Annotated in this window: 13 protein-coding genes; 9 read left to right on the top strand and 4 right to left on the bottom strand. The window is 70.4% G+C overall.

Features of this window, described 5'->3' with window-relative positions:
- Positions 1-163 precede the first annotated feature (163 nt).
- Complete coding sequence (locus FXO23_RS39580) at positions 164-1,000, bottom strand: GNAT family N-acetyltransferase (protein ID WP_246258295.1); 837 nt, start codon at positions 998-1,000, stop codon at positions 164-166.
- Between the two features lie 116 nt (positions 1,001-1,116).
- On the opposite strand from FXO23_RS39580, the gene FXO23_RS39575 reads away from it, so the two are divergent.
- The 3 genes from FXO23_RS39575 (at position 1,117) to FXO23_RS39565 (ending at position 4,890) form a co-directional block, all read left to right on the top strand.
- Positions 1,117-2,757: an acyl-CoA carboxylase subunit beta gene (locus FXO23_RS39575; protein ID WP_158892054.1), complete on the top strand. Its 1,641-nt coding sequence runs from the start codon at positions 1,117-1,119 to the stop codon at positions 2,755-2,757.
- Entirely contained in the window at positions 2,754-2,984 is a 231-nt protein-coding gene (locus FXO23_RS39570) for an acyl-CoA carboxylase subunit epsilon (protein WP_158892052.1), read from the top strand. The genes FXO23_RS39575 and FXO23_RS39570 overlap by 4 nt, the downstream gene beginning before the upstream one ends.
- Positions 2,985-3,063: 79 nt before the next feature.
- A complete protein-coding gene (locus FXO23_RS39565; protein ID WP_158892050.1) occupies positions 3,064-4,890 on the top strand; it encodes a Xaa-Pro dipeptidyl-peptidase in 1,827 nt (608 codons plus the stop codon).
- A 136-nt stretch (positions 4,891-5,026) separates the two neighbouring features.
- Here the strand turns inward: FXO23_RS39565 and FXO23_RS39560 are convergent, their stop codons facing one another.
- On the bottom strand, positions 5,027-5,998 hold the full coding sequence (locus FXO23_RS39560; RefSeq protein ID WP_158892048.1) for a zinc-binding dehydrogenase: 972 nt from the start codon (positions 5,996-5,998) through the stop codon (positions 5,027-5,029).
- Between the two features lie 169 nt (positions 5,999-6,167).
- Between FXO23_RS39560 and FXO23_RS39555 the strand changes: the two genes are divergently transcribed.
- Positions 6,168-6,800, top strand: coding sequence for a PadR family transcriptional regulator (locus FXO23_RS39555; protein ID WP_158892046.1), 633 nt, complete (start codon positions 6,168-6,170; stop codon positions 6,798-6,800).
- Positions 6,781-8,412: a DHA2 family efflux MFS transporter permease subunit gene (locus FXO23_RS39550; RefSeq protein ID WP_158892044.1), complete on the top strand. Its 1,632-nt coding sequence runs from the start codon at positions 6,781-6,783 to the stop codon at positions 8,410-8,412. The genes FXO23_RS39555 and FXO23_RS39550 overlap by 20 nt, the downstream gene beginning before the upstream one ends.
- Positions 8,413-8,506: 94 nt before the next feature.
- On the opposite strand, the gene FXO23_RS39545 is transcribed toward FXO23_RS39550, so the two are convergent.
- Positions 8,507-10,351, bottom strand: a complete 1,845-nt coding sequence (locus FXO23_RS39545; RefSeq protein WP_158892042.1) for a glycoside hydrolase family 3 protein — start codon at positions 10,349-10,351, stop codon at positions 8,507-8,509.
- Between the two features lie 146 nt (positions 10,352-10,497).
- Between FXO23_RS39545 and FXO23_RS39540 the strand changes: the two genes are divergently transcribed.
- Positions 10,498-11,118 carry a Maf family protein gene (locus tag FXO23_RS39540; protein WP_158892040.1) on the top strand — a complete coding sequence of 207 codons (621 nt, stop codon included), beginning with the start codon at positions 10,498-10,500 and terminating at the stop codon, positions 11,116-11,118.
- A 124-nt stretch (positions 11,119-11,242) separates the two neighbouring features.
- Positions 11,243-12,583 carry a dicarboxylate/amino acid:cation symporter gene (locus FXO23_RS39535; protein WP_158892038.1) on the top strand — a complete coding sequence of 447 codons (1,341 nt, stop codon included), beginning with the start codon at positions 11,243-11,245 and terminating at the stop codon, positions 12,581-12,583.
- Between the two features lie 189 nt (positions 12,584-12,772).
- On the opposite strand, the gene FXO23_RS39530 is transcribed toward FXO23_RS39535, so the two are convergent.
- A complete protein-coding gene (locus FXO23_RS39530; RefSeq protein WP_158892036.1) occupies positions 12,773-13,480 on the bottom strand; it encodes a hypothetical protein in 708 nt (235 codons plus the stop codon).
- Between the two features lie 89 nt (positions 13,481-13,569).
- Between FXO23_RS39530 and FXO23_RS39525 the strand changes: the two genes are divergently transcribed.
- Positions 13,570-13,845: an SAV_915 family protein gene (locus FXO23_RS39525; protein ID WP_158892034.1), complete on the top strand. Its 276-nt coding sequence runs from the start codon at positions 13,570-13,572 to the stop codon at positions 13,843-13,845.
- Between the two features lie 129 nt (positions 13,846-13,974).
- Complete coding sequence (locus FXO23_RS39520; protein WP_158892032.1) at positions 13,975-15,774, top strand: acetyl/propionyl/methylcrotonyl-CoA carboxylase subunit alpha; 1,800 nt, start codon at positions 13,975-13,977, stop codon at positions 15,772-15,774.
- Positions 15,775-15,805 lie beyond the last annotated feature (31 nt).

The raw sequence follows: 15,805 nt of genomic DNA, 5'->3' as shown, positions 1-15,805 counted from the left end.
CACACCCGGTCAACCCCACCCCACCAGCAAAAACCAAGATGAAAAATGCCCAATGTGGCTTTCGGTACCTTCAACGCCCCGAACGCCGCATTGGGTACCTTCAACGCCCCCAATGCCACATTGGGGGATTCCCGGTGGGGGTGGAGCGGGGCGGCGGGGTGAGCTAGCCGAGGGCGGGGCCGATGGGGGCGTAGAGGCGGGTCCGGTCCCCGGGGAGAACGCGATCGCCGTGCACCATCAGCGTGGCGCCGGATCGTCCGGGGAGGCCGTCGGCCGCGAGCCAACCGGACAGCTCCGCCTCCCCGGCGCGCAGGTCGACCCGTACCGATCCGGGGGCGCGCGAGGCCACCCCGCGGATCAGGCTCCGCGCGGCCGCCGGGTCGTCCGCCACCACCGGACCGATCATCGTGTACGTCTCGCCCGGGGTGCCCACCGCGTACCCGGTCACCCGGTCACCGTCGGCAACCACGCAAACGTTTGCCAGATCGCCGAGCAACCGGTCCAGCAACGGTCGCCGCTCGACACCGATCACCTCGGCGTCCAGCGCGCGGATGCCGGGCACGTCGGCCGCCGGCGCCGTCCGCGCGCCCCCGGAACCGTTCGGACACGTGCCGGTGTGCGTTTCCACGCCGCCCGCCGCGCGGAAGCCGAGCGTCTCGTAGAGCGGCCTGCCCAGTTCGGTCGCGTACAGGAACGTCGTGCGGTCGGCACCGGCGGCGGCGAGCGCCCGGGTCATCACGCGGCGGCCCAGGCCGCGGCGGTTGAACCGGGCGGCGACCAGAACCATGGAGATCGCCGCCAGCTCCTCGCCCTGGTGTGTCACGATCGCGGTCGCGGCGAGCCCGCCCGCCGGATCGTCGATGCCGAACACCTCGCCCAGATCGAACAGCAGGAGCCATTTGGCCGCCTCGGCGGGCCACTCGCGATCACGGGCCAGATCGAGGCATTTCGGCAGGTCGTCGACGGTCAGCTCGCGTACCGGGGCGTCGATGATCGTCACCTGACCCAAGGTAGGCCGGGCCCGGTGGCGACCGCACCGGAATTTCCGCGCACCGACGGTGACGTTGCCGACGCCACACCCGCGAAGGGCGCCCGCTGTCGTTAAGCTGCCGGTCCATGAGCAGTGCCACGGAGCCGATCGGGACGCCGCCGGAACAAGAGCCGGACATTCACACCACAGCCGGCAAACTGGCCGACCTGTACCGCCGGTACGACGAGGCGGTGCACGCCGGTTCGGCCCGTGCGGTGGAGCGGCAGCACGCGAAGGGCAAGAAGACCGCCCGCGAGCGCATCGACCTGCTGCTGGACCCCGGTTCGTTCGTCGAACTCGACGAGCTGGCCCGGCACCGCTCGACGAACTTCGGCCAGGAGAAGAACCGGCCCTACGGCGACGGCGTGGTCACCGGCTACGGCACCGTGGACGGCCGCCCGGTGTGCGTGTTCAGCCAGGACGTGACCGTGTTCGGCGGCTCGCTGGGCGAGGTCTACGGCGAGAAGATCGTCAAGGTGATGGACCTGGCGATCAAGACCGGCCGCCCGATCGTCGGCATCAACGAGGGCGGCGGCGCGCGCATCCAGGAGGGGGTCGTCTCGCTGGGGCTCTACGGCGAGATCTTCACCCGCAACGTCAAGGCCTCCGGCGTGATCCCGCAGATCTCGCTGATCATGGGCGCGAACGCGGGCGGGCACGTGTACTCCCCCGCGCTCACCGACTTCATCGTGATGGTCGACCAGACCTCGCACATGTTCATCACCGGCCCGGACGTGGTGAAGACGGTGACCGGTGAGGAGGTCACCTTCGAGGAACTCGGCGGCGCGCGCACGCACAACACCAAGTCCGGCAACGCGCACTACCTCGGCTCCGACGAGGAGGACGCGATCGCCTACGTCAAGGAGCTGCTGTCCTTCCTGCCCCCGAACAACCTCTCCGAGCCGCCGGTCTTCGAGGCGCCGGAGCCGTCCGGGGAGTCCATCGCGGACGGGGTGACCGAATCCGATCTGGAGCTGAACGAGCTCATCCCGGATTCGCCGAACCAGCCCTACGACATGCACGAGGTGATCACCCGGGTCGTGGACGAGGGCGAGTTCCTCGAGGTGCACGAACTGTTCGCGCCGAACGTGATCGTCGGCTTCGGCCGGGTCGACGGGCACAGCGTGGGCATCGTGGCCAACCAGCCGACCCAGTTCGCGGGCTGCCTGGACATCGACGCCTCGGAGAAGGCCGCCCGGTTCGTCCGCACCTGCGACGCGTTCAACGTGCCGGTGCTGACCTTCGTCGACGTGCCGGGCTTCCTGCCGGGCACCGACCAGGAGTGGAACGGCATCATCCGCCGCGGCGCGAAGCTGATCTACGCCTACGCCGAGGCGACCGTCCCGCTGGTCACCGTGATCACCCGCAAGGCCTACGGCGGCGCGTACGACGTGATGGGGTCCAAGCACCTCGGCGCGGACGTCAACCTCGCGTGGCCGAGCGCGCAGGTCGCGGTGATGGGCGCGCAGGGCGCGGCGAACATCGTGCACCGCAAGACGCTCGCCAAGGCCGCCGAAGAAGGCAAGGACGTCGAGGCGCTGCGGGCCGAGCTGATCCAGGAGTACGAGGACGCGCTGCTCAACCCGTACGAGGCCGCCGAGCGCGGATATGTCGACTCGGTGATCGTGCCCGCGCACACCCGCGGCCACGTGGCCCGCGCGCTCACGATCCTGCGCGACAAGCGGGAAGAACTGCCGCCCAAGAAACACGGGAACATTCCGCTATGAGCGACGAAGAAGAAACTCCGCGGCGGCCGCTGCTGCGCGTGGTGCGCGGCAATCCCGACGACGCCGAACTCGCCGCGCTGACCGCAGTGATCACCGCCGCCGCGGCGAACCCGGGCCCGCCGCCCGCACCGCCGCGCCGTTCCCGCTGGGCCGACCGGGCCGCCGGGTTACGCCGTCCGCTGCACCCCGGCCCGGGCGGCTGGCGAGCCTCCGCCTATCCCCGCTGAACAACCGACGTTCGGCCCTGCCTCAGGGGTCCGGCCCGCGCTTAGCGTGAGGACGACCCCGTCCTGCAGGGAGTTTCCGATGTCTCGTCGTGTTCCGGTAATCCTGCTCGCCCTCGTTCTCCCCCTGCTCGGTTCCGTGCCCGCACTGGCGAGCGAACGGGCGTTCACGCTCGCGGGCGGGGTGACCCAGCCGGTGTATTCCTTCGCCGACGCGATCCGCGAGACCGTCTGGGTGGACACCGGCGTCGATCTGGACCGGGACGGCGCGAAGGACCGCGTCGCGGCGGACATCATCCGGCCCGCCGAACCCGCGGCGCGCGGGCAGAAGGTCCCGGTGATCATGGACGCCAGCCCGTACTACGCGACCGCGGGCCGGGGCAACGAAAGCGAGCTGAAGTCCTACGACTCCGCCGGGCGCCCGGTGAAGTTCCCGCTGTACTACGACAACTACTTCGTGCCGCGCGGGTACGCGGTCATCCTGCTCGACCTGTCCGGCACGACCCGCTCGCGCGGCTGCCTGGACGTCGGCGGGCGCGGCGAGATCAGCTCCGGCAAGGCGGTCGTGGACTGGCTGGGCGGCCGCGCGGACGGGTATTCGACCGTCGACGGGGCCACCAAGGTGCCCGCCGGCTGGTCGACCGGCGCGGTGGGCATGATCGGCAAGTCGTGGGACGGCACGATGACCAACGGCGTCGCCGCGACCGGCGTCGCCGGGCTGCGCACGATCGTGCCGATCGCCGCGATCAGCGCCTGGTACGACTGGTTCCGCTCGGACGGCGTCTCGTTCACCGGGTTCGGCACGCCGACCTCGCTGGCCTCCGGGCACGAGAACTCCAGCGCACGCCAGAAGTGCGGGCGGGTGCGGCAGGAGATGACCGACGGCGCCCCGGCGAACGGCGACCTCACGCCGATGTGGCGGGAACGCGATTTCGTCAAGGACGCGAGCAAGGTGAAGGCCAGCGTGTTCGTGGTGCACGGCCAGAACGACTGGAACGTCAAACCGGTGAACTACGGCCAGTGGTGGGACGCGCTCACCGCGACCGGGGTGCCGCGCAAGATCTGGCTTTCGCAGACCGCGCACGTGGATCCGTTCGACTTCCGCCGCAAGGAATGGGTGGACACCCTGCACCGCTGGTTCGACCGGTGGCTGCTGGACGTGCCGAACGGCATCGAGAACGAGCCGCAGGCGTCGATCGAGCGCAGCCCGGACCGGTGGGCCGACGACAAGTCGTGGCCCGCGACCACGGTCCGCGGCACCCGGATGTATCCCGCGCCCGGCGGTACGGCCGGGGTCGGCACGCTTTCCCCGGAGCAGCCCCAGCCCGCGAACGCGTCCTTCACCGACGACCGCAGCGGCAGCCCGAGCAGCTGGTCCGCCAATCCCGACCGGACCTCGGCTTCGCGCGTGCTGTTCAGCACGCCCGCGGTGAGTTCCGATCTCCGGCTCTCCGGCACCGGGAGCGTCACGGTCAAGGCGACCCCGTCGACCTCGACCGCGCACCTGTCCGCGCTGCTGGTCGACTACGGCCCGGCGACCATCCGCAGCGACCCGGGGATCCGCAACCTGGGGACGGAATCGTGCTGGGGCGAGAACCGGCCGGGCGACGACGCCTGCTACAAGGACACGGCGACCACCAGCCAGAACGTCACCGCGCACGTGATCAGCCGCGGCTGGGCGGATCTGGCCAACTACAACTCGCTGACCACCCCGGCCCCGCTGCGTCCAGGCACGGCGTACCCGATCACCTTCCGACTGTCCACTGTGGATCACATCGTCCCCGCCGGGCACCGGCTCGCGCTGATCATCGGCGGCACCGACCGAACCGCGATCCCGGCGCCCGCGTCCCCGCCGAAGGTGACCGTGGACCTCGCCGACACCTCGGTCCTGCTACCCATCGTCACCTGACCCCGGCCCGGCGCTTGGCGGGAGCAAGGGACCTTTACTCACGTTCTACTGGAGTAAAGGTCCCCCGCTACCGAAAAGCCGTAGCGAAGGTCCCTTGCGGCTTCGGCGCGGAATTCGGCTCGACGGCGCCCGGCGGTCATACCAGCAGCAGCGTCTTGCCGATGACCTGCCGGGCCTCGATCGCGGCGTGCGCGTCGGCCGCCCGGTCCAGCGGGAACGTCTGCCCGATCACCGGCCGGATCCGCCCGGCGGCCACCTCGGCCAGGGCGCGCGCGGCGAGTTCGCGGGCCCGTTCCGGCGGGAACCGCAGATCGGCGATGCCGCGCAGCCCGATCCCGCGTTCGGCCGCCTCCGCCGGATCGATCGCGGCGAACCCGCCGGTCGGCGCGCCGTGCGCGGAGAACCGGCCACCGCGCGGCGTGACCTCGAACGCCGCCCGCCCGAATTCCCCGCCGACCCCGTCCAGCACCAGGTCCGGCCCCGTGCCCCCGGTCGCCTCGAGCACCCGGTCGGTCCAGCCGGGCACCGAGTAGTCGACCACGACATCCGCGCCGAGTTCGGTGGCCAGCGCCAGTTTCCGCTCGCCGCGCGCCGCCGCGACGACCCGGGCCCCGGCCGCGTGCGCGAGCTGCACCAGCAGGATCCCGGCGCCGCCGGTCGCCCCGACGATCAGCACCTGTTCCCCGGCCCGGACCCGGTTCCCCTCGAACAACTCCAGCGCGGTCGGTCCGTCGTGCAGCAGCGCCGCCGCCTCGCGGGCGCCCACCCCCGCGGGCACCTCGACGAGCCCGTCCGCGCCGACCACGACCCGCTCGGCGTAACCCCCGCCGCCCCCGGTCGAGGTGAGCACGGTCTTCCCGAGCCACCCGGGATCCACGCCGTCCCCCACCGCGTCGACCCGCCCGGCCACCCCGCCGCCGGGCACGTACGGCGGCCGCACGTCGAAGTACTCGCCGAACCCACCGGCCCGGATCTGCGTTTCCACGAACAGGACGTCCGCCGCGGCCACCCGCACGACCACCTGCCCCGGCCCGGCCTCGGGCTCCGGCACCTGGTTCGTCACCAGCACCTCGGGACCCCCGAACCGCGTCACCTCGACCACGCGCATGATCACTCTCCTCAGCTCCGATGTCCCTCCAGCCTGGAACCTGAACAATGCTTCAGGTCCAGGACAAGTGGCCCGCCCCACACCGGCAAGGTTCTCGACAGCATCTACCCCACTCCGTATAGTCCACGTGGAATAAACGACAGGGAACGAACCACCCGGAGCAATCCACATGGCCGCGGCGAAACTCACCCCGCTCGGGATCGCGGTGCTCGAGCTGCTGCACGAGCACCCGATGCACCCGTACGAAATGGCCCAGCTGATGCGCGAGCGCTACGTGAACAACCGCGTCAAGCTCAAGGCCGGATCGCTGTACCACACCGTGGAGCGGCTGGCGGCCCGCGGTTTCATCGAGGTCGTCGACACCCAGCGCGAGGGGCGACGGCCGGAACGCACGGTCTACGCGATGACCGAGGCGGGCAAGGACGCCTTCACCGAGCGCGCCAAGGACATGGTCGGCATGCTCGCCGAGGAGTACCCGGAGTTCCTCAGCGGGCTCGCCGTCCTCGACGAACTCGGCAGCGAGACCGCGCTGCGCGAACTCCGGGAGCGCGAAATCCGGCTCGCCTCGGCGGTCGCGTCCGACGAGATCATCACCGCCAAGCTGCACGCGGAACACACCCCCGAGATCTACTGGCTGGACTGGCGGTTCAAGAGCGCCCAGCGGAAGTTCGAACTCGAGTGGACCCGCGAACTGATCGCCGATCTGGAATCGGGCCGGGTGGCCTTCCTCCGCGAACGCGGCGAAAAGCCGGAACTCAACCTCATACACCCCAGGGGAAACGATGACCACCGAGCAGGCTAGAACCGGTGCCTGGGCCGCGCTTTCCGCGCTGTGCCTGGGTTTCTTCATGATTCTGCTGGACACCACGATCGTCACCATCGCGATGCCGGCGATGTTGCGGGAGCTGAACGCCGGGCTGAACTCGGTCGTCTGGGTGATCAGCGTCTACCTGCTCACCTACGCGGTGCCGATGCTGTTCACCTCCCGCCTGGGCGACCGGTTCGGGCCGAAGCGGATCTACCTCGCCGGGCTGGTCGTGTTCGTCGCCGCTTCGCTGTGGTGCGGGCTGTCCGGATCGGTGGAAACGCTTATTTTTGTCCGAGGTTTACAGGGCCTCGGCGCGGCGCTGATGACCCCGCAGACGCTGGCGTTCATCACGCACCTGTTCCCGCCCGCCAAACGCGGACCCGCGATGGGCCTGTGGGGCGGGATCGCCGGGCTGGCCGCGATCACCGGGCCGCTGCTGGGCGGGCTGCTGGTCGATCACCTCGGCTGGGAATGGATCTTCTACGTGAACGTGCCGATCGGGGTCGTCGCCCTGGTCATGACCGTCGCCCTGGTGCCGGACTGGCAGCCGAAGCACGCGCATTCCTTCGACGTGCCCGGCATTCTGCTGTCCGGGGCGGGCTTGTTCTGCCTGGTCTTCGGTGTCCAGAACGGACAGCACTACGACTGGGGCGCGGTCGCCGGTCCGATCACGATTCCCGAGATCATCGGCGCCGGGGTGCTCCTGCTCGTCGCGTTCTTCGGCTGGCAGCGGTACAACCGGCGCGAACCGCTGATCCCGCTGCGCGTGTTCGCCGACCGCAACTTCTCCGCGGGCACGGTCGCCTCGGTCACCGTGGGGTTCGCGGTCACCGGGATGTTCCTGCCGCTGACCATCTACCTGCAGTCGGTGCTCGGCGTCTCGCCGACCGTGGCCGGGGTGGTGACCGCGCCGATGCCGCTGCTGTCCGCCCTCGCGGCGCCGTTCGTCGGCCACCTGTCGGACCGGATGAACGGCAAGTACCTGCTGATGTTCGGACTGCTCGCGCTGGCGGGCGGGCTCGGGATCATCGCCCTGCAGGCTCGCCCGGACAGCGGGCCGTGGACGTTCACGCCCGGCCTGCTGGTGTGCGGCCTCGGCATCGCGTGCATCTTCTCGCCGATGAGCAACGTGACCATGGGTTCGGTCGAACCGAGCCTGACCGGAACCGCGTCCGGGATCTACAACACCGCGCGGCAGGTCGGCAGCGTGCTCGGCGCCGCGGCGATCGGCGTCCTGCTGCAGGCGCGGATCGCGGTGTCCGTCGCCGACGAGGCGGCCGCCGCGGCGAACGCGCTGCCCGCGGGATACCGGCGGGAGTTCGTCGACGGCCTCACCCGCACCGCCGCCGCGGCGAACGAATTCGGCGGCGCCGCGACCTCGAGCGCCCTGCCTCCGGGCGTCCCCGCCGACGTGGCCGCCCAGCTCCAGCACCTCGCCAACCAGGCCGTCCACAATGGACTCACCGATGCCGCGCGGGTGGCCACGATCCTGCCGATCACCGTGCTCCTGGTCGGCCTCCTGGCGGCCGCCGCCATGCGCCGCACCACCCCGCGCAACCCCGCCACACCCCCGACCCCCACCCGGGAACCCGCTCCCACCCGCTAGCCGTTTCCCCCAATGTGGCTTTCGGGGCGCTCAAGGTACCCAATGTGGCTTTCGGGGCGTTGAAGGTACCGAAAGCCACATTGGGGGATTGGAGCTAGCGGCGGTAGGTGAGGCCGTAGCCGTACGGGAAGAGGGGTTTCTTGCCGTCACCCACGTTGATCGGTTCCTGGGCGGAGCTGCTCGGCCAGGAGAAGGAGAGTTTCCCGGTCGGGCGGTAGGCGCCGAAGAGGACGTCGGCGACGCCGCCGCCTTCGGTGCCCGGGAGCCAGGAAGCCAGCAGCGCGTTCCACTGCGGCAACTGCTGGGCGATGTCCAGCGGGCGGCCGGAGACCAGCACGGTCACCACGGGCACCCCGGTCGCCTTGGCCTTGGCGAGGGTGGCCAGGTCCTCGGCATCCAGCGCGAGCCCGTCCGGACGGTCGCCTTGGCCTTCGGCATAAGGGGTTTCGCCGACGACGACCACGGCGGCCCGGTAACTGGAGTCGAGGCCGTCGGCTTCCCGGTCGTAGGTGACCGTGGAGTTCTTTCCCGCCGATTGCTTGATCCCGTCCAGGATGGTGGTGCCGGGCGTGATCGGGCCGCTGCTGCCCTGCCAGGTGATCGTCCACCCGCCGGACTGGTTGCCGATGTCGTTCGCGTTCTTCCCGGCGACGAAGAGTTTGGCGTTGTTCTTCGGCAGCGGGAGCACGCCGTCGTTGCGGAGGAGGACCTGGGATTCGCGGACGGCCTGGCGGGCCAGGTCGCGGTGTTGCTTGCTGCCCACCGTTTTCAGGAAGGAACGGTCGGTGAAGGGGCGTTCGAACAGGCCGAGTTCGAACTTCTTGGTGAGGATGCGGCGGTTCGCGTCGTCGATCCGCGCCAGGGGCACCCGGTTCGCCTGGACCTCCGCGCGGAGGAGGTCGAGGAACTTCGCGTAGTCGTGGGGAACCATGAACATGTCCAGGCCCGCGTTCACCGCCTGGCGCACCTCGGCCGCGGTGAAGCCCTCCTGGCCGTCGATCTGGTCGATGCCGTTCCAGTCGGAGACGACGAACCCGGTGAAGCGCAGCTCGTTCTTCAGCAGGTCGGTGATCAGGTACTTGTTGCCGTGGTCCTTGACGCCGTTCCAGCTGTTGAAGCTGATCATCACCGAGCCGACGCCCCGGGCGATCGCGGCGCGGAACGGCGGCAGGTGGATCGCCCGCAGTTCGGCTTCGCTGATCTCGGTGTTGCCCTGGTCCTTGCCGCCGGTCGTACCGCCGTCACCGATGAAGTGCTTGGCGGTCGCGAGGACCGAACCGGGCGCGGCGAGGCGCTTTCCCTGGAGCCCGTTGATGATCGTGCTGTTCACGACCGCGTTCCGCGGGATCTCGCCGAACGACTCGTAGGTCCGGCCCCAGCGGTCGTCGCGCGCCACGCACAGGCACGGCGCGAAGTCCCAGTCGACCCCGGTGGCCGAGACCTCCTCGGCGGTGGCCCGCCCGATCCGTTCGGCCAGCGCCGGATCGTCGGCCGCGCCGAGGCCGATGTTGTGCGGGAAGATCGTGGCGCCGACGACGTTGTTGTGCCCGTGCACGGCGTCGACGCCGTAGATCGTCGGGATGCCGAGCGGGGTGGCCAACGCCGCGCGCTGGTAGTCGTCGTACATGTCCGCCCAGGATTCGGCGGTGTTCGGCGTCGGCGCGGAGCCTCCCCCGGACAGGATGGAACCGAGCCGCAGTTCGGCGGCCCGCGCGGGGGTCGCGGCGTTGCGCTCGGCCTGGACCATCTGGGCGATCTTGTCGTCGAGGCTCATCCGGCCGAGCAGATCGGCGACCCGGTCGGCGACCGGTTTCCGGGGATTCTGGTAGATCGGCCCGGGCGCGGCGGCCGCGGACAGCGGCGTGAGCGCGGTGCCGGCCGCCAGCAAGCAGGCCAGGATTGTCGTGGTTGCTCTTCGACCGCGGAGGCGAGACGCCATTGGTTCCTCCGTAAGGGAAGCACAATATGTTGCGAGGGACAACAAAGTAGCTTCGCGGATGCCTTTGGTCCAGACCTCAGCCCGGAAAGACCGCTCGAACGGCCTAGCGGCGCCCGGCCGCGCGCCCGCCCGTTACGCTCCGGGCCGTGCGTTTCGTGCTCGCTTCGGCCTCCCCCGCCCGCCTCGGTGTGCTGCGCGCCGCCGGGATCGATCCCAGCGTCGTCGTGTCCGGCGTGGACGAGGACGCGATCATCGCGGGCCTGGGCGACGCCTCGCACATCGATACGGTGACCGCGCTGGCGCGGGCGAAGGCGGCGGCCGTCGCGGAGACGGTGACCACCACGCACACCGACGCGGTCGTGGTCGGCTGCGATTCGATGCTCTCGATCGGCGGCGAACTGGTCGGCAAGCCCGGCGACCCGGCCACCGCGCGCGACCGCTGGTCCGCGATGGCCGGGCGCACCGGCGAGCTGCTCACCGGGCACGCGGTGGTGCGCATCGAGGACGGCCGCCGGACCGAGCAGGCCACCGGCACCCAGGGCACCACCGTGCGGTTCGCCGCCCCGACCCCGGAGGAAGTGGACGCGTACGTCGCGAGCGGCGAGCCCCTGGCCGTCGCCGGGGGCTTCACCCTGGACGGGCTCGGCGGCTGGTTCGTCGAAGGGGTGGACGGCGATCCGTCGAGCGTGATCGGGATCAGCCTGCCGCTGACCCGGAAGCTGCTCGCCGAAGTCGGCGTGAGCGTGGTCGACCTCTGGCGCCAATAGGTTTGGACCAACGTCCCACATCCTGAGAGACGTCCCACACGATCGGGTGATCCGGAAGAGTCTGGCGCTGCCTGGCGTTGACAACGCGCGGCACACCAGTCGCTAACACGCACCCGGAGCACACGTGTCTTTCCTACGGACCTACGCCAAACCCAAGGTCTTCGCGACCGCGGTCATCGGTTCGCTCGTGGTCGGCGCCCTGCTGGGCGTCCTCGCGCGGAGCACCAAGACGGAATGGCTCACCGAGACCCTTTCCCGCATCGGGACCGTGTTCACCACGCTGCTGCAGATCGCGGTGATCCCGCTGGTCTTCACCGCGATCGTGGTCGGCATCAACAGCCTGCGGAACCTCGGCGGTGGCAAGACCGCCGCGCGCCTGGGCGGGAAGACCGTCCTGTGGTTCGGGATCACCTCGTTCATCGCGGTGCTGATCGGGATCGCGGTGGGCAAGCTGTTCAACCCGGGCAGCGGCGGGCTCGGCGAGGGTGTGGCGGCGACCGCGAAGAACGCGGACAAGGCCGCGAAGAGCGCCGACCACTGGGGATCGTGGAGCGCCTTCATCGACGGGATCGTGCCGAAGAACTTCTTCACCGCCTTCACCGAGGGCGAGACGCTGCAGGTGCTCTTCCTCGCCGTGATCATCGGCGCGGCCGCGTACAGCCTGGGTGACCGCGCGAAGCCGTTCGTCGACTTCACCACCAGCGTGTTCGAGATCATCCAGCGCTACCTCGGCTGGATCGTCCGGCTGGCCCCGATCGGCATCGTGGGCCTGATCGGCGCCGCGGTCGCGAACTACGGCGACGCGCTGTTCCGGCCGCTGCTGTCGCTCACGGTCGCGGTGTACGTCGGCAGCCTGCTGGTGCTGTTCGTGGTCTACCCGATCCTGCTGCGCTTCTTCGCGAAGGTCAGCCCGCTGAGGTTCTTCGGCAAGGCGTGGACCGCGATCCAGTTCGCGTTCGTGTCCCAGTCCTCGGGCGCCACGCTGCCGCTGACCCGGCAGTCCACGGTGAACCTCGGCGTCGACCCGGCCTACGCGGGCTTCGCGACGCCGCTGGCCAGCGCGACCAAAATGGACGGTTGCGCGGCGGTGTTCCCGGCGATCGGCGCGATCTTCATCGCGAACATCTCCGGGGTGTCGCTGAGCTTGGGGCAGTACCTCGGGATCGTCGTGGTCGCCGTGCTGGGCGCGCTGGCCACCGCCGGGACGACCGGCTGGCTGACCGCGCTGACGCTGACCACGTCGTTCATCGGGCTCAACCCGCAGCAGGTGGCGCTGGGCATCGCGCTGATCTACTCGGTGAACCCGATCATGGACATGATGCGCACCGCGACCAACGTGGCCGGGCAGATCGTGGTGCCCACGATCGTCGCCCGCGGCGAGGGCCTGCTCGACGACGAGGTGCTGCACACGCCGAGCACCCCGCCGCTGCTCACCGACACCGGCAGCCGCCCCGCCATCGCCTGACCGCGGGGCGGCAAAACCGGCAGGAAGGGACCTTCGCTCCGGTTCAACGGCAGCGGGGGACCTTTACTACGGCTCAACCGGAGTAAAGGTCCCCCGCTATTTTTTGGTGACCGAGTGCTGGGGGGTCGTGAGTGGGCAGGCCGGTTCTAACCGGTCAGAACACTCACGCCCCCCACGGCCCCCGCAGCCTCAGGAGCCGGGGCAGGCCCGGAGGTCGGATTGCACCAGGTTGATCGCCGGCCAGCCGCGGAGCTGGGACGGGGACGTGTAGTCCCGCGTGCAGCCCAGTTGCTCGCCGGCGAGGTCGAACACCTCCGCGTAGACCGGCCGCGACTGGCACTTCGTCTCGCCGCCGCTCGGGCACTGGTGCTTGACCACCACGACGTCCGGGGCCGCGCCGGCCACCGGGTCCAGCACCAGCCCGCCCGCGTCGGAGAAATACGGCTTCTCCGGGGACCGCCAGTCGTTGTCCCGCGACACCAGCACCTCGCCGAGCATCCCGCCGTCGTTCAGCCCGCGCACCAGGCACGCCGACACCGGCCCGGCGACGCACTGCAGCGAGTTCTGGTTCAGCCGCGCCCCCAGCGCGGTCGTCTTGGTCTCGATCACCACGTGCGAGTTCGGCCCGTACGCCCGGAACCGGCCGTCGTTGCCGTCGGCGCCGGCGAGCAGTTCCACGGTCGTCCCGTTGACGTTCTGCGTGGCCAGCACCTGACACGGAGCGTCACCGCACTCCTGGGCGGGCGCGCTCGCGGCCGGGGCCGAGTTCGGCTCCGCCGCCGACGAATCCTCCGCCCGCGGGCGCAGCAGCGCCACGGTGACCAGCGCGCCGGCCGTCACCAGCACGGCGACCACGGCCGTGACCACGGCCGAACGGGGTGGACCGCTACCGGCCAAGGCGCCTCCTCTCCGCACCCGGGTTGTCGCTGCCGAGCGTAAGCGATTCCCCCTGAGATCTACGGAGAGCACACGTTTATGTTGTTCGCGTGACGAATCCGAACCTGCCGCCCGTCGTCTACCTGCCGACCGCGGCGCACCCGCGGAACTCCGAGAACGCCGTCGAACTGCGCCAGCTCGACGACGGCCGCAAGGCGCTGCTCGCCTATTCGGCGCTGGACCGGCTGGTCAAGTGCTGCGGCGACCACCAGCCGTGGGCCCTGGTGGACACCGAACACCTCCCCGCCCTCTACGCGGCGCAGCCCTATGACGTGATCTACCTCGATTACGACCTTCCGGAACATCTCCGGCACCAGCCCGCGTGAAATCCGCTCAGGGTGAGCCGCCTCTCACCACGGGAACTGCCGAGTAACCGTAAACTGCTGCGAGTCCCCACCTGCGCGTCGGGCGACGCGCGACGGGGCCGGAAGTCTTACGACAGCAGGAGGTAGGGCGTGCCCGAGCAGGACAGCGCGGCCCAGGGTGGACCGGTCACCAAGGTGCTCGTCGCGAACCGCGGGGAAATCGCGGTACGGGTGATCAGAGCGGCCAAGGACGCCGGGCTGACCAGCGTCGCGGTGTACGCCGACCCGGACCGCGACGCGCCGCACGTCCGGCTCGCCGACGAGGCGTTCGCGCTGGGCGGCACCACCGCCGCCGAGAGCTACCTGGTGTTCGACAAGCTGCTCGACGTCGCCAAGCGCTCGGGCGCCGACGCCGTGCACCCCGGCTACGGCTTCCTCTCCGAGAATGCGGACTTCGCCCAGGCCGTGCTGGACGCCGGGCTGACCTGGATCGGGCCGAGCCCGCAGGCCATCCGCGATCTCGGGGACAAGGTGACCGCGCGGCACATCGCGATGAAGGCGGGCGCCCCGCTGGTCCCGGGCACCAAGGACCCGGTGGAAACCGCCGAGGAGATCGTCAAGTTCGCCGACGAGCACGGGCTCCCGGTCGCCATCAAGGCGGCCTTCGGCGGCGGCGGGCGCGGGCTGAAGGTCGCCCGCACCAAGGAGGAGATCCCGGAGCTGTTCGAGTCCGCGACCCGCGAGGCGGTGGCCGCCTTCGGCCGCGGCGAATGTTTCGTCGAGCGCTACCTGGACAAGCCGCGGCACGTCGAGGCGCAGGTGCTGGCCGATATGCACGGCAACGTGATCGTGGTCGGCACCCGCGACTGCTCGCTGCAGCGGCGGCACCAGAAGCTGGTCGAGGAGGCGCCCGCGCCGTTCCTCACCGACGACCAGCGCGCCCGGATCCACGAGTCCGCGAAGGCCATCTGCAAGGAGGCCGGCTACCACGGCGCGGGCACGGTCGAGTACCTGGTCGCGGTGGACGGCACGATCTCCTTCCTCGAGGTCAACACCCGGTTGCAGGTCGAGCACCCGGTGTCCGAGGAGACCACCGGCCTCGACCTGGTCCGCGAGATGTTCCGGATCGCGCGCGGCGAGCGGCTCCGCTTCACCGAGGACCCGGAACCGCGCGGCCACTCGATCGAGTTCCGGATCAACGGCGAGGACGCCGGCCGCAACTTCCTGCCCGCGCCCGGCACGGTGACCCGGTTCGTCGCGCCGAGCGGGCCGGGCGTGCGCGTCGACTCCGGGGTCGAGACCGGCAGCGTGATCGGCGGCCAGTTCGACTCCATGCTGGCCAAGCTGATCGTCACCGGTTCGGACCGGGAGAACGCGCTGGAACGCAGCCGCCGCGCGCTCGGCGAACTGGTCGCCGAGGGCCTGGCCACGGTGATCCCGTTCCACCGCGAGATCGTCAACCACCCCGCGTTCATCGGCGACGGCGAGTCGTTCGACGTGCACACCCGCTGGATCGAGACCGAGTTCGACAACAAGATCGAGCCGTTCACCGCCCCGGGTGAGCCCGCGGCGGAGCCCGAGCCGCGGCAGAACGTGGTCGTCGAGGTCGGCGGGCGCCGGCTCGAGGTCTCGCTGCCCGGCGGGCTCGCGCTCGGCGGCGGCAACGGCGCCGGCGGCACGGCGGCGAAGGCCAAACCGCGCAAGCGGGGCGGCGGCGCCAAGGCCGCGGCGAGCGGCGACGCGGTGGCCGCGCCGATGCAGGGCACGATCGTCAAGGTCGCCGTCGAGGAGGGCCAGCAGGTCGAGGCGGGCGAGCTGATCGTGGTGCTGGAGGCCATGAAGATGGAAAACCCGGTCACCGCGCACAAAGCGGGTACGATCACCGGGCTTTCGGTCGAGGTCGGCAGCGCGGTCACCCAGGGCACGGTGCTGCTGGAGATCAAGGACTGAATTCCGGCCGAATGTCACGGCTCGCCGGGGC

It is taken from the genome of Amycolatopsis anabasis (assembly GCF_009765355.1).
GTDB classification, from domain to species: Bacteria; Actinomycetota; Actinomycetes; order Mycobacteriales; family Pseudonocardiaceae; genus Amycolatopsis; species Amycolatopsis anabasis.
The sequence above is the reverse complement of the archived record's forward strand: the minus strand, read 5'-3'. Positions and strand labels throughout refer to the sequence as shown.

Bases quoted from the DNA above. Each gene is read 5' to 3' on its own strand.
- FXO23_RS39545 (WP_158892042.1), bottom strand. From the start codon at position 10,351: ATGGCGTCTCGCCTCCGCGGTCGAAGAGCAACCACGACAATCCTGGCC.
- FXO23_RS39555 (WP_158892046.1), top strand. From the start codon at position 6,168: ATGGCCGCGGCGAAACTCACCCCGCTCGGGATCGCGGTGCTCGAGCTG.
- FXO23_RS39570 (WP_158892052.1), top strand. From the start codon at position 2,754: ATGAGCGACGAAGAAGAAACTCCGCGGCGGCCGCTGCTGCGCGTGGTG.
- FXO23_RS39560 (WP_158892048.1), bottom strand. From the start codon at position 5,998: ATGCGCGTGGTCGAGGTGACGCGGTTCGGGGGTCCCGAGGTGCTGGTG.
- FXO23_RS39550 (WP_158892044.1), top strand. From the start codon at position 6,781: ATGACCACCGAGCAGGCTAGAACCGGTGCCTGGGCCGCGCTTTCCGCG.
- FXO23_RS39565 (WP_158892050.1), top strand. From the start codon at position 3,064: ATGTCTCGTCGTGTTCCGGTAATCCTGCTCGCCCTCGTTCTCCCCCTG.
- FXO23_RS39575 (WP_158892054.1), top strand. From the start codon at position 1,117: ATGAGCAGTGCCACGGAGCCGATCGGGACGCCGCCGGAACAAGAGCCG.